Annotated in this window: 13 protein-coding genes and 1 pseudogene; 11 read left to right on the top strand and 3 right to left on the bottom strand. The window is 66.4% G+C overall.

What is annotated here, in order from left to right; translation table 11 throughout:
* Window positions 1-346 precede the first annotated feature (346 nt).
* The 7 genes and pseudogenes from IE88_RS0108550 to IE88_RS18380 all read left to right on the top strand — a co-directional run bounded on the left by IE88_RS0108550 (window position 347) and on the right by IE88_RS18380 (window position 5796).
* On the top strand, window positions 347-1273 hold the full coding sequence (locus IE88_RS0108550; RefSeq protein WP_031553029.1) for an ArdC family protein: 927 nt from the start codon (window positions 347-349) through the stop codon (window positions 1271-1273).
* A 42-nt stretch (window positions 1274-1315) separates the two neighbouring features.
* Window positions 1316-3115: a ParB/RepB/Spo0J family partition protein gene (locus tag IE88_RS0108555; protein ID WP_031553032.1), complete on the top strand. Its 1800-nt coding sequence runs from the start codon at window positions 1316-1318 to the stop codon at window positions 3113-3115.
* 507 nt (window positions 3116-3622) lie between these two features.
* A complete protein-coding gene (locus tag IE88_RS0108560; protein WP_031553035.1) occupies window positions 3623-3952 on the top strand; it encodes a DUF736 domain-containing protein in 330 nt (109 codons plus the stop codon).
* 71 nt (window positions 3953-4023) lie between these two features.
* Window positions 4024-4436: pseudogene (locus tag IE88_RS17845) on the top strand (DUF2958 domain-containing protein).
* Between the two features lie 127 nt (window positions 4437-4563).
* The gene (locus IE88_RS0108570; protein WP_031553037.1) at window positions 4564-4872 is read left to right on the top strand and encodes a type II toxin-antitoxin system TacA family antitoxin; all 309 of its coding nucleotides are present in this window, start codon (window positions 4564-4566) and stop codon (window positions 4870-4872) included.
* A complete protein-coding gene (locus IE88_RS0108575; protein ID WP_031553041.1) occupies window positions 4862-5407 on the top strand; it encodes a GNAT family N-acetyltransferase in 546 nt (181 codons plus the stop codon). Before IE88_RS0108570 ends, IE88_RS0108575 begins: the two co-directional genes overlap by 11 nt.
* Window positions 5408-5514: 107 nt before the next feature.
* Window positions 5515-5796: a hypothetical protein gene (locus IE88_RS18380; RefSeq protein ID WP_202900466.1), complete on the top strand. Its 282-nt coding sequence runs from the start codon at window positions 5515-5517 to the stop codon at window positions 5794-5796.
* A gap of 13 nt (window positions 5797-5809) precedes the next feature.
* On the opposite strand, the gene IE88_RS0108585 is transcribed toward IE88_RS18380, so the two are convergent.
* Window positions 5810-6373 (bottom strand): hypothetical protein, encoded by a 564-nt coding sequence (locus tag IE88_RS0108585; RefSeq protein WP_031553047.1) that lies wholly within the window; start codon window positions 6371-6373, stop codon window positions 5810-5812.
* Between the two features lie 9 nt (window positions 6374-6382).
* A complete protein-coding gene (locus IE88_RS0108590; RefSeq protein ID WP_081871547.1) occupies window positions 6383-6694 on the bottom strand; it encodes a hypothetical protein in 312 nt (103 codons plus the stop codon).
* Window positions 6695-6831: 137 nt separating this feature from the next.
* Here IE88_RS0108590 and IE88_RS0108595 point away from each other — a divergent pair, with 137 nt between their 5' ends.
* Window positions 6832-7278, top strand: a complete 447-nt coding sequence (locus tag IE88_RS0108595) for a single-stranded DNA-binding protein (RefSeq protein ID WP_031553053.1) — start codon at window positions 6832-6834, stop codon at window positions 7276-7278.
* On the opposite strand, the gene IE88_RS0108600 is transcribed toward IE88_RS0108595, so the two are convergent.
* On the bottom strand, window positions 7238-7552 hold the full coding sequence (locus IE88_RS0108600) for a DUF6437 family protein (RefSeq protein ID WP_031553057.1): 315 nt from the start codon (window positions 7550-7552) through the stop codon (window positions 7238-7240). The genes IE88_RS0108595 and IE88_RS0108600 overlap by 41 nt on opposite strands.
* Before the next feature lie 429 nt (window positions 7553-7981).
* Here IE88_RS0108600 and IE88_RS0108605 point away from each other — a divergent pair, with 429 nt between their 5' ends.
* From IE88_RS0108605 to mobF, 3 genes are read left to right on the top strand one after another with little or no spacing between them, the layout of a single operon-like run.
* Complete coding sequence (locus IE88_RS0108605; protein ID WP_031553059.1) at window positions 7982-8284, top strand: hypothetical protein; 303 nt, start codon at window positions 7982-7984, stop codon at window positions 8282-8284.
* Entirely contained in the window at window positions 8281-10338 is a 2058-nt protein-coding gene (locus IE88_RS17300; RefSeq protein WP_051881738.1) for a type IV secretion system DNA-binding domain-containing protein, read from the top strand. Before IE88_RS0108605 ends, IE88_RS17300 begins: the two co-directional genes overlap by 4 nt.
* Window positions 10338-13322, top strand: a complete 2985-nt coding sequence (mobF, locus tag IE88_RS0108615; protein ID WP_031553064.1) for a MobF family relaxase — start codon at window positions 10338-10340, stop codon at window positions 13320-13322. Before IE88_RS17300 ends, mobF begins: the two co-directional genes overlap by 1 nt.
* Window positions 13323-13340: the final 18 nt, after the last annotated feature.

Below are 13340 nucleotides of genomic sequence, written 5' to 3' on the forward strand. Positions count from 1 at the left end.
TTTCGGACCAGTCTCGCGTGCACGGAGCCCGGGCCGAGCCGGTCTCCGCCCTTCGGGCGTTGATCCTTCGCGCTGGGGCGCGCCTTCGGGCGCGCATTGGGACAGGCGGCCGGGGCCGCCTGACTTTGCGGGGTCTTGGTTTCCCTGTCGGCCGGGGGGCGGCGCCCGTCTGTCGCCCGAAGCGGTCCGGCCGCAAGGGCGGCGGCAACAGGGCCGTCATCGGTTCTTTTCGTCGTCCTACCCCCGCCCTTGGCGTCCGGCCCTTGAGGCTTCGGGCGGAACGCGGGCTCTCGCCGCCCCCCGTCCTTCCGGGAAAACTGCGGGGGCGGGGAAAGGATGACGACCCATGACCCGTCGACGGAGAGAACGCACGCGCGGCGACCTTTATGAGGAGGTCACCGCCCGGATCATCGCGCAGATGGAGGAAGGCACGGTCCCGTGGGTGCAACCTTGGACAGCCGAGGAAGCGGGTGGCCCTGTTCTTGGCCTGCCCCAGAACGCGGCCACGCGGCGGGCCTATTCAGGGATCAACATCCTGCTCCTCTGGGGCGCGGCGCAGGAGCAGGGACGGGAAAGCCAGCTCTGGCTCACCTTCAAACAGGCCCTCGCCTTGGGCGGGGCGGTGCGCAAAGGCGAGAAAGGCACCACCATCGTCTATGCCGACCGCTTCACGCCCGAAAGCGAACGGCAGAAGGCGGAAGAGAGCGGCGAGGCGGCGCGGGAAGTCGCCTTCCTGAAGCGGTACACGGTCTTTCACGTGAACCAGTGCGACGGCCTGCCCGACGACGCCGTCACAAGCCGGGCGTCCCTGTCCCCACGGCAGATCGAGCCCGAGGCGGAACGGCTGATCCAAGCCACGGGCGCGGATGTTCGGGTGGGCGGGGATCGCGCCTATTACGTACCGTCGCAGGACTTTATTCAGGTCCCGCCGCAAGCGGCGTTCCGGGACCAGATCAACTATTACCGCACCTGCTTTCACGAGCTGGGCCACTGGACCGGCCACGCCACGCGGCTGGCGCGGGACCTCGCCACCCGTTTCGGGACCAAGGACTATGCCCGCGAGGAACTGGTCGCCGAAATGGCAAGCGCCTTTCTCTGCGCCGAGATGGGCATCGTCCCGACCGTGCGGCATGCGGATTATCTGGCGAACTGGCTGGCAGTCCTGCGCGAGGACAAGCGGGCGATCTTCCGCGCCGCGTCCCTTGCCTCGAAAGCCGCCGATTTCGTGCTTTCCTTCCGTACACAGCAAGAGACCGATCAGCGCGCCGCCTGAGCGGCGCGCCCTTCTTCCACGATCCAAGAGAAAGACCTTCCCATGACCTATGAGACCTATCCCCTGTCCGCCCTCGCCATCGCCGAAGAGAATGTCCGCCACGCCTCGCGACCCGATGACGGCATCCAAGCCCTCGCCCAGATGATCGCCGCCACCGGCCTACAGCAGCCGCTATGCGGCTACAAGAGGGGCCGCACCAAGCTCCTCATCTATGATGGGCGGCGGCGCTTGCTTGCGCTCCAGCATCTCGCCAGTGAAGACCGTCTGCCCAAAGACTGCCTTGACGGCATTCCCTGCCGGATCGGCTCGAAGGCCGAGGCCCGCGCCGCGAGCCTTGGGGCGGGGCTGGGCGCGAAGGGCTTCCACCCGACCGAAGCCTTCCGGCAGTTCGCGGCGCTGATCGAGGAGGGCCAGACCGTGCCCGACATCGCCAAGCGTTTCTCCCTGTCGGAGCGCGAGGTCGAGCAGCGCCTGCGGCTCGCAAGGCTCGCCCCGCAAATCTTCGATGCGTTCGCAGAGGACGCGATCACCTTAGAGCAGGCCATGGCCTATGCCCTGATCGACGATCCCGACCGCCAGATGCGCGTCTTCGAAACCGGCGGGACCGACCTCCCGGCCCGGATGATCCGGCGCCAGCTGACAGACGGTGAAACACCGGGAACGGACAAACGGGTGCGCCTCGTCGGTCTGGCCGCCTATGAAGCCGCAGGTGGCCGCGTGCGGCGGGACCTCTTCGCCGATGAGGACGACCTGTCTGGTGTGACCCTGCTCGACGAGGGTCTTCTCGATGATCTGACGCGCGCGCGTCTGCTTGAGGTCGAGACCGTCCTTGGGGCCGAGGGCTGGTCATGGGTGAAGGCCTCGGTCCATGCCGACCATGACCTCTACCAGACCCATGGCCGGGAGCGGCCCGAACGCCAGCCCCTGCCTGCGGACGCCCAACAGGAGCGGGACGCGCTGGTGGCGCGCCGCGACGCCCTTGCAGGAACGGCGGAGCATGAGGACGAACTCGACGACGAGGCATGGGCGGAGATCGAACGGCTCGATGCGGCGCTCGACGACCTCGACGCCCAGCATACGGCCTATTCCCCGGAGGACCTCGCGCGCGGCGGGGCCATGGTCTCCATCAGACCCGATGGCAGCCTCGACATTGTGCGTGGTCTCGTCCCCCGCAAGGCGCTGACGCCCAAGGCCGAGAAGCCCGCTCTGCCCCACGGGGTGCACCGCCAGCTCACCGAACGGGCGAGCCAGGCCCTGGCGCGCGACCTCGCCAGCCATGCCGAAACGGCGGACCTTCTCCTCACGGCGGTGATGGCGCAGGCGGCATGGTCCTATGGCCCGATCACCGGGATGGGCCTCAGCGGAGAAATGCCCCGCTTCACCGATGGCGGCACCCTGCCGCCGGACGAAGCCCTTGCTGCGCGCATCGATGCCGCGAAGGCGCAGGTGGGCCGAACCTTGGCCGAGACCGTGGAGAACGTCGCCGCGCTTGCTGACGATCAGCGCGCGGGCCTCCGGCAGCTGGCCCTCGCCTGCCTCCTCGATCTGAGCGAGATGCGCGGGGACGCCCGCTCCGAGGACGGACGGTCCTTGGGCAGCTTGCTCGCCCGGCGGATGGGGACGGACCTCACCCGCCACTGGCAACCGGATGACATCTATTTCAGGCGACTTTCGAGGGACCAGATCGTGACGGCGCTCACCGAGATGGGCGTCCCGACCAAGGGGCTCCAGAAGGCGAAGAAGGCGGACCTCGTCCCCGTCGCCGCGCGCAAGGCACAAGAAGCGGGCTGGCTCCCTGAGCCCTTGCGGTTCGCGCACGCCCCGGATGGGGCGGCGGGGTGACGACAGGCGGGCGGGAGTACGTGGTCGTTCATCCGCTGGGTCCCGTCTCGCCGATGCGAGTGCGAGGAGGTCGCGGCCCCCGGTCCTAATCGCTTCAGGGTGAGTGACTCGAACGAGGCATGAGGGCCGGTCCTCCCGCGTCCATGGCGGGCCGATGACCCTGCCGAGGCGACCATGGACCTATGGCAGCCGCCGGGACCGCCGAAACCTCGGGCGACGAAAGATTTCCCCTGCCGCGGCGTCCTTTGTCGCGCGATCCGGGCGGCGAACCGGTTCCCGCTTCGCCTGATCGCGCGGGCCGCAACGGCATTCCTCGCGAGGCAAATCTTCCGTCCCCTTCGGTCCGCCGCTGCGCTTCGGCCCTTTGTTGCGCGCGTCTTTCCCGAAAACCGGTGCCCACTTTTCGGGGACGCGCTCCTCACGGGTTCAGCGGCCCGGACGCCCGCCATGGCCGGTCCGTCGCCGGCAGGGATCAGCCCCGCCGGGTAACCCGAAAGGACCACCACCATGTCAGCCATCGGCTATGTCACCCACAATGAAGAGCGCGGCACCTATAAGGGTACGCTCCGGACCCTGACCATCGCGACCGGCATCGAGCTGGTGCCGAACGGCGAGAAGACCGACGAGCGCCAGCCCGACTTCCGCATCTTCACCGACGAACGCACCGAGATCGGGGCGGGCTGGCACCGCAAGGGCAAGACCTCGGGCCGCCCTTACGTGAGCCTCACCTTCGCGGCGCCGGAACTCGGGCCCCGGAAGCTCTACGCCAATCTCGGACCCGCCGCCGGGCAGGACGACCCGTCCGTCTTCGCCATCATCTGGAACCCCGAAGGCTGAGCCCAAGGGCGCCCGCCGGTCCCCGATCGGCGGGCGCCACGGCCCCTTCTCTTCCCCCACGGAGAATGATCATGGACCTGATCCTGCCCGAACAGGCGACCCGCCTGCGCACCCAATTCGAGGACGAGAGCGTCGACCAGCCGCCCCTCGTCAAGCTCTTCTGCCCCTGGGGCGCCGGAACCTGGCTCCTCTCCGGGCTCACCGAGGATGATGCCCTCGGCTTCGGCCTTTGCGATCTCGGCATGGGCTCCCCGAACTCGGCTATGTGTCGCTCGCTGAACTTCGCGGCATCAAAGGCCCCTTCGGCCTCACCATCGAACGGGACCTCTATTTCGGGCCCCTCGCCACCCTGACCGTCTATGCCGAGGCCGCCCGCCTGGCCGAGGGCGTGGTCGAGGACCGGGCCTCCGTGGAAGCCGCCTTCGAGAGGCTCGAGCGCCGCGCGAAGGAGGACCGACGGGTCCTCAAAGCCCGGATGCTCTGACTTCTGTGGCGGGCCGGGTCACCTCGGTCCGCTGCACGCCGCGCGCCGCATGGGAGCCGTCAACGCGGGGGCTCCGTATTGCAGTGTCATGCAGTCTGCACTACATATCGGCGATCAGGAGGTCCCCATGCTCGACATCGATCTGTCCGATCTCAGCCAGGACAAGGGCGCGCGGACGACTCAGCTGCGCCATGGCGACCGCCTGGCCGATCTCATCGATCGCGCCGTCGCGGCCCTCGGCGTCGAGAAATCGACCTTCCTCCGGGCCGCCATTGCCAAGGAAGCCCAGCGCATCCTCGAGGAGAGCAGCCGCCATGTGATGAGCGCCGAGGACGCAGGCAAATTCGAGGCGGCCCTCGACCGGAAACCGACGGTCACGAGTAAGGCCAAGGCCGCCGCCAAGGCCTATCGCGCCCGGGTGGTGCATGCCGACTGAGCGGAACGCGCCGCTTCGCATCGAACGGTTCGACCCTGCGCGGCATGACCGGGCCGGGTTCTCCTGCGGGGTGCCGCGCCTCGACAACTTCCTCCAGCTGACCGCCAAGAAACAGCAGGCCGCCGACATGACCCGGGTCTATGTGGTGGTCGAGGACGGCGACACCCGTATTCTCGGCTATCACACCATCGGCATGGGGATGATGGAGGTGAGCCTCCTCAAGAAACGGCCGCACGGCGCCACCGACCATGGCGAGCTTCCGGTCCTCTTCCTCGGTCAGGTGGCGGTGGACCAGCGCGCCCAAGGACAGGGCCTTGGAGGCATCCTCATGCACCATGTCTTCGAGAAGGCCCGATTGGTGGCCGATGAAGCCGGATGCTTCGCCCTCGTCCTCGACGTGATGACCGATGGCGGCGAGGAGGCGTTCGAGCGGCGCCGCGCGTGGTACGCCTCATTCGGGTTCGAACCTTTCCCAAGCCGCCCCACGCGTATGTTCCTGACGCTGAAGGATGTCCGGGCGATCCTGAAGGGATGAGACTTTCGCAGCCGAGTCCGATCCCTTGATGATCAGCGCATCGGTGCCCGCAGGGAAGTCGGCTGACGCCTAGATGTTCTTTCTTTGTTTCGAGAATCAGGTGATGGTTGAAGCCCTACAAGGAGATGTTCGACATGCCCCGAAACACCGAAACCACCGGCAAGAAAGCCGCGACCGCCGCGTCGAAAACGCTGCGCAGCGGGACGGCCTCGAAATCCGCCAAATCGGCGGCGGGATCGGCCCTCGCCCAGTCAAAAACTACGAAAGAAAGCTCCGCCAAAGCGGCGAGCGCCGCGAGCAGCACGCTGAAGACAAAGAGCGCGCCTAAAGCTGCCAAATCGGCTGCCGCGTCGACCCTCACCCAGCGTCGCGACAAGAAAGGCCGCTAGCGGTCCTGCGGCGCTAGAGGCGGAAGACCCCTTTCACGCAATCGGGGTTCCGCACACAGATCTGGACATGGGTCTTCTCGAAGAACCCTGCTGAAGGGTAGATCGGCTCGCCCTCCAGAAAGATGCCGCGAACCGTGTCGATCGGCGGGTCGCCTGCCTCGTCGCGAATGTCGTGAACGAGATTGACCACGGCGCAGTCGAGCTTGCGGCGCAAACCGTCCTCGTGGTTTTCGGGCAACGCCGCCTCGGCGGTCTCGATCAGCGTTGTCAGTTGCTCATAGGCGTTGCGGACCTGATCGATGGACGCCTTGGTCGACAGATCGAGACAAAGGCCGAGATCGATAATCGCGCCGACCACTCCGGGAGTTTCCACCGAGCCGCGTCCAAGAGCTTTCAGCTCCTTGGCAAAATCGAGCCCGCGTTCGGGGTTTTTCTCCCAGAAATAGATGCCGCTCCCCAGCCAGTCATAATCGTTCTCGCTGGGACGGAACGGCTCACCCGCCAACAGGCGTTCCGCCACATCGGCATCGCAACCATGGTAGCCAAGAACGAAGGCGGTGTTCAGCCGGTCCGCCATGTCAGGAGGTCACGCCGTCTTCTTGACGGTCCGATAGGGCTTCGTGAGGCGCCCGGTCTTGGTGACGACACCGAGGTCCTGAAGCGCGGCCAACGCCGACGCCTTGGTCGCGGCGTGCTTGGCCATATAGGTCTTCGAGTCCTTGCGGAACTTCACGGCCGCTTCGGGAGAAGAGGGGTCGAGCACTTTTGCACGAGTCTGTGTCAGGGCGGATCCCGCCGCCGATTTGGCGGATTTGGATGCGGTCGTCCCGCGCAGCGTCTTCGACGCGGCGCTCGCCGCCTTCTTCCCAGTCGCTTCTCGATTCTTCGCCATTCCCATCAGATAGCATCTCCGTCTTCTGCCATCCAGTCATTCGCCATCCCTCAACCAATTGCGCCCCATCGATCGATGGAGTATTCTTCCCAAGCTTTCTGAGATGACGCGTTCCGGTCTCCCGCTCCGGCAGGAGACATTCCGTGAACCACGTACATCTCATTGGTCGGCTCGGCGCCGACCCGCTTTCCACCCCCTATGCGAGCGATCTCGGTCGGGACGACCCGAAGATCCTTGTCCGCTTCGACCTCGCGGTTGATGCCGCAAGCAGCCGAAAGGCGGAGGACACACCGCCTGTCTGGGTGCCCGTTGTCCTCTTCGACGGGCAGCCCGCGCGCTTTGCCGCCGAACATCTGACCAAGGGCGATCTCGTCGCCCTGTCGGGACGCCTCGACCTCCGCCGCTGGACCGATGAGGACGGCAAACCCATCCGCCGCCTGCACGTCATCGCGAGCGAACTGCGCAAGCTGACACCCCGCCGGACGCCTGACGACGAAGGCGCCGATCCTCCGCCGGAAGACGACATCTCGGCGACCAATGTGGTGCCCCTCAACCATGAGCGGACCCAGCGGCGGGAGCGGCTGCAATGACCGCTGCCTTTTGTTCGTTCGCCTCCCCGTTCAGCACATATGCCGGACGGGTCGCAGCCGCTTTGGCGTCGGACCGATCTGGTCCCTCGGCGGCCAGTCTCGCCAGCCCCTCCCGCAATTGCTCCGGGTTCCAGCCGTCGAGCCCGGCCTCCATGACCAGGCTTCCGAGATACCGCGCCGCTTCGTCTTGCAGGGCCTTCTTGCGTTCTTTGAGTTCCGCCTCCCTGGCTTCGAAGCCCTTGAGTTCGGCGAGCGGGTCTTTCTTCCGTGGCATGATGGCCTCCTTCCGGTTCGGATGGGACCATCGTGACGGCCAAGGCTCGTCCCGTCGCGGGCTACAATGCGGCTCGGTTGAACGAGGAAGTTCCGGCGTCGGCATCCCCAGTGTCGCGGGACCTCGGTCTCCCCGAAGAGAGGGAACCGGGATGGTCCCTCAGGGCCCGGAGGGCCTGACTTGCCCTATCACACATGACGCACAGGGTGCCGGGGCGGCGCAACGCCAGTCTTTATGCGGGGTTGCGCCCAAGTCCGGAAAAGCAGGCATTGCAGAGAGGCGGGCTACGGCCTTCCCAATATCCCAGCGACTACGGAGTGTTGCGGGTAGCCCCCCGGACGACAACTGTATCCGAAAACCCGACAATTTCGGAAACAGAGGGTTTTTGAGCGTTTCAGCCTCCTTGGACATTGGGACAGGAGGTGCCCCATGACCGCCTCCTTCCGGGTGCAGTTCCGCCTCAGCAAGGCGCGGACAAATGCGCTGAAAGACCTCGCCGAGACGGCGGGGGTCTCCCCCAACCTCATGGCCAAATCGCTCTGCGAGGTGGCTCTCAGCCGGCAGGAGACCGACCCGAAATCGGTCGAGCGGGACCTCCTCATCATCCGCGCCGGGATGGAGCAGCTCTTCCGGCGGTCCGGCCGGGAAAGCGAACTCGATGCCGCCATCGATGCGCTCGAGAAGCACCGGACGGCCACCGTCCGCACGGTGCAGCGGGGAGGCCTGTCATGAGCACCAACGGTTCAGGACCCTTCAAGACCTTCCTGCGCGGCGGGCAGGTCACCCTCCACACGCTCCGCATGTTCGGCCAGGTCATGCGCTTTCTGAGCTTCGCCATGGTCTCGCTGATGCTGGTCATCGCCTGGGCCGGCGTCATGGCGAACACGGCGCCCGAGGACCGGCACTATGCGATGAAGCGCTACGAGGCCTGGGCGTATCGGGCCGCCGGGTTTCGGGGGAGCCTCGAGCTCAATATGCGGACAGCCGACGGGACCCATGCGCCCTTCCCGATCGGCACCATTCTCACCCACCCGACCGTAGCCGAGCATGAAAAACGGTTCCGCCATCAGCTCTTCGTCTGGGGGCGGATCGGCGCGCTCGGTGGAGGCTTTGGCTTCCTGATTCTGACCGGCCTTTTCGTCGGCCGGGGCACCACCCTCACCCGCACCCAGGTCAAACGTGGCGCCGCCATGGCCTCGGCGCAGGAGCTCAAGGCACAGATCAGCGCCCACAACCGCTGGACGGCGATGAAACGCAAGGAGCTCCGGGGGCGGCCGCGCTATGCCCTTGCCGGCATCCCCTATCCGATCGGCTCGGAGGTCCAGCATACGGGGATCTCGGGCACCATCGGCTCGGGCAAGACCCAGGCGATCGCCGCCCTTCTCGATCAGATCCGCAAGGCCGGTGACCGGTCCGTGGTTTTCGACCTGACCGGCGGGTTCATCACGCCCTTCTACCGCGATGGTCGCGACACGATACTAAACCCCCTCGACCGGCGGGCGCCGGCCTGGTCGGTGTTCGACGAGGCGAAGACCAAGGCCGGATTCGATGCCATTGCTGCGGCCATGATCCCCCGCGCCCAGAAGGCCGATCCGGTCTGGGCCGACTCGGCACGAATGGTGTTCTCCACTGCCGGTCAGCTCCTCTTGGGGGACGGCCGCGCCCGGAACAAAGACCTGGTCGATCTCCTGCTGAACGCGGAGCTCACCACGCTCGCCCCCTTCTTCGCCGGCACGCCTGCCGCCTCGATCATCTCGGCGGACACGCCGCGCATGACGAATTCCGTGCGGATGATGCTGTCGACCTATCTCGATGGCTTGCGGCTCCTGCCGAGCCGGGGTGACCGCTTTTCGATCACCGACTGGATCGAGAATGGTGACGAGCGGTCAGCTCGGAACGCGGGGTCGACCCTCTTCCTCTCCTCCCGGGCGGACATGCATGAGACCCTGCGGCCGCTTTTGACCGTCTGGATGGACACGGCCGTCAGGGCCCTGATGTCCAAACCGCGAGACCCGAACCGGCGGATCTGGTTCATCATGGACGAGGTCGCCGCGCTGCAGGAGCTGCCCTCCATCATGGACGGCCTCGCACGGGGCCGTCAGTTCGGCGCGGCCTTTGTCCTCGGCATCCAGGCGCAATCGCAGCTGAGGGACATTTACGGGCCCGACGGCGCGCAGACCCTGTCCTCGGTCTGCCGGACCAAGCTGATCCTCGCCGCCTCCGACGCCGACACCGCCAAATGGTATGCGGACTTTCTTGGGCGGCAGGAGACCTCCCGCTCCAACGAGAATGTCTCCTTCGGGGCGAACACGATCAGGGACGGGGTCATGGTGGCCCGGCAGGAGCGGATCGAGCATCTCGTCATCCCCGAGGAGATCATGAACCTCCGTTCTCTCGAGGGCTATCTCAAGATGCCCGAGGGCTTTCCCCTGGCGAAGGTGAAGGTGCCGCTGGTCCTGCGCGAAGACCGGGAATCGGCCTTCCTGCCGCGGGAGGATCAGGGTCTCCTAATCACCCGGGCGCGGGCCTCGCACACGGTCAAAGCCATGCAGGCCGCCGCGCGCCGACCTGGCAGCGAGGACGGCCAGCGGGATATGTTCAGCGAGGCCGAACGGGACGGCATCGACGAACTGATCGATCCCGAGACCGGCGAGGTGTCGGCGACGACGCGAGTGAAAGGCGTGGCGCAGGACGGGGCCGAAGGGGCCGATACTTCCTCACCGCCCGATCATCCGCGCCCCCGTGACACCGGCCAGGACTTCCCCGATTGGGGGCTCGAGCCCTGATGGTCGCCTCGATCGCCGCCGTCTCGTCGGCCTCCGCCGGGGCTGCCTATTACGGCAAGGACAATTACTACGCCAAGGGCGCAAACGCGCCCGAACCCTCGTCCTGGTTCGGCAAGGGGGCCGCCAGCCTCGGCCTCAAGGGCGGGGTCGAGACCGAGACCTTCGAGCGCGTGCTGAACGGCGACACCCTCGATGGCAAACGGGTCGGTCAACGCGAAGGCGAGACCGCCGAGCAGGCCCAGGCCCGCGCCCACCGGCCCGGCATCGATCTCACCTTCTCGCCGCCCAAGGATGTCTCCCTTCTCCTCTATCTCGGCGGCGACAAACGCATTCTCGGCGCCCACCGGGGAGCGGTCGACCATACCCTCAAATGGGCCGAGAGAAACCTGGCAGGGACGCGGATCCGGACGGGACCCAGTGCGACCCCGGCGGTGAAAACCGGCAATCTCGTCGTCGCCAAGTTCGAGCATGACATCTCGCGGGACAAAGATCCCCAGCTCCACACCCATGCCGTCATCGCCAATATGACGAAGACGGAGGACGGCCGCTGGCGGGCCCTCCACAATGATCCCTTCTTCGCGCACCGGAAGACGCTCAGCCTCGCCTATGATGCGACCATGCGGAACGCCCTGCGTGACCTCGGCTATCGCGTGAGGCTCGAGGACGGGAAGTCCGGGCGGTATTCCGTAGACGGTGTGTCCGATGGCGCACGATCCGAGTTCTCCCAAGGCAAGGACCGGATCGACACAGCGGCCGCGGCGATCGATCATCCGACACGCGAGGCGCGCAACAAGCTCGCCATCAAGACCCGGCCTCCCAAGGACGAAATGCGCCAGGACGAGCGGCAGGCGCATTGGGAGGCGCGGGGAGCGGTATGGAAAAGCGCGCTCGAACGGGTGGCCGAGGAGGCCCGGGACCGGGCGACGTCGGGCGCGACGGTTCGGCTTCTCGATGACCGAAAGGTCGATCGCGGCGGGCTTGCGGGGCTTGGTCACAAGCTGGCGCAGAACCTGTTCCGACCAACGCGGACCCTGCGGCTTGCCGAGAACGATCCGTACAGGCTCGAACGGGCGGCATCGGAAAGGGAGTATGCGGCGCGTGCCGCCGTCAGTTTCGGCCTTCGCCACCACGAGGAACGAGAAGCCGCCTTCTCCCTCCATCATGTCCGGCGAACGGCCCTCGAACATGCCGCCGATGGCATCACTTTGCGGGATATCGACAAGGAACTGCGGCTCCTCCGGCGGTCGGAAAAGCTTCTGGTCGCGCCTCGGGACCCGAATGCCGAAGCCACGACCCGCCGGAGCATCAGCCATGAGGAAAAGACGCTCGCTCTTATCAAAGAGGCAGGAAAGGCAAATCCGCTGGTGAAGGGTCAGGCGCTCACCACAGCATTGGCCAACACCACACTGACGCCGGGTCAGAAGGCGGCCATCGACCTCATTCTCGGCGGCCGAGACCGCCTGATCGGCGTGCAGGGCTATGCCGGGACGGGCAAGACCACCATGATGCGGCAGACGGCGGCGCTGGCCCGCGACCTCGCGCCGCTCGCAAAGAAGGACGGCTACAAGGTGCTGGGCCTCGCCCCCACCCATTCCGCGCGGAAGACGCTGGAGAAAAGCGGCGGCTTCGACAGCTGGACCGTGTCGGCGTTTCTCCGCGGTGCCAACCGCGGCCCGCTCCCGCCGGACCTCAAGAACACCATCGTCCTCATCGACGAGGCGTCTTTCCTCTCCACCCGGAACATGAACGCCCTCCTCGAACGGCTGATCGCCCTGAAGCCGGCCAAGATCGTCCTTTCGGGTGACCGGCGGCAACATGGCGCCGTCGAAGCAGGCCGGCCCTTCGACATCGCGCAGCGGGCGGGCCTGCCGACCGCGGTGATGAAGGATATCGTCCGCCTCCCAAAGGACGAAGGGCACCGCGATCAGCGGGCGGCGGTGGAAGCGGCAGCGCAGGGCAAGGTCGCCGTTGCCATCAAGCGGCTGGAGGCCAACATCGTCGAGCGACCGGGCGACCTTGCTGGCGGTGCCGTCGAGGCATGGCGCGCCCTGCCGAAAGACAAACAAGACGAGGCGCTGCTCGTCGCACCGAGCCACCGCCTGCGAGAGGCGATCAATCAGGGCATTCGATCGCAACTCATCGCCGATGGACGGCTGAGCGCGGAGACAACGACCATCCCGGTGCTGCGGTCGAAGAACCTGACCCGTGCCGAGGCCATGAGCCCGCGCAGCTATGTGGCGGGCGACGTCCTCCAGTTCCATGCCCGGCTCGACGTCATCAACGCCAAGAAGCACACGCGACGGCTGATCACGGCGGTGGACGACAAGCGCGGCCGCCTCACCCTGCGCAACGCGCGGGGGAAGGAGGCGACCGTTCCGCTGTCCAGGCTTCAAGGCCGCTATGAGAACACCCCCTACTCGCTTCACCGCGAGGAACAGCTGGAGCTGCGCCGCGGCGACAGCGTGATCTTCACGCGGTCCGATCCTGACGCGGGCCTGTCCGCCATGGACGCGGCGAAGGTGGTCGGCTGGGACCAGGAGAGGGTTTCGTTGAATGTGAGCGGAACGCAGCGCCAGTTCGGGCGCGACGATCCCGCGCTCCGCTCACTGACCCACGGCTATGCGATGACCTCCCATGCCGCTCAAGGCCGAACGGCGAGCGACGTGGTCGCCGTGATGGATTCGAAGGAACGTGCACTGACGAGCCAAGTCGGCTTCTACGTGTCGATCAGCCGGTCAGCCGACACCCTCGCGCTCGTTGTCGATGACAAGGAGCGAGTGCTGAACGCGCTGCAGCAGCAGACGGGGTTGGAGGCGTCGGCGATGGAGACGGAGGGACGGATTGGGGATTTGACTGATCTAGGAACACATCAGGGCACGGGCACGACAAGCAACCTGTCGGTGCCTGCCTCAGCAGCGGAGCAGAGAAACGAGACAACCGGCAACGAGCAAGACAGCTCTCTCGATCAAGATCTGTCGCTCTGATCCGCACACGCCTTCTCA

Origin of the sequence: Parvularcula oceani (assembly GCF_000733125.1) — a bacterium.
Classification (GTDB): domain Bacteria; phylum Pseudomonadota; class Alphaproteobacteria; order Caulobacterales; family Parvularculaceae; genus Parvularcula; species Parvularcula oceani.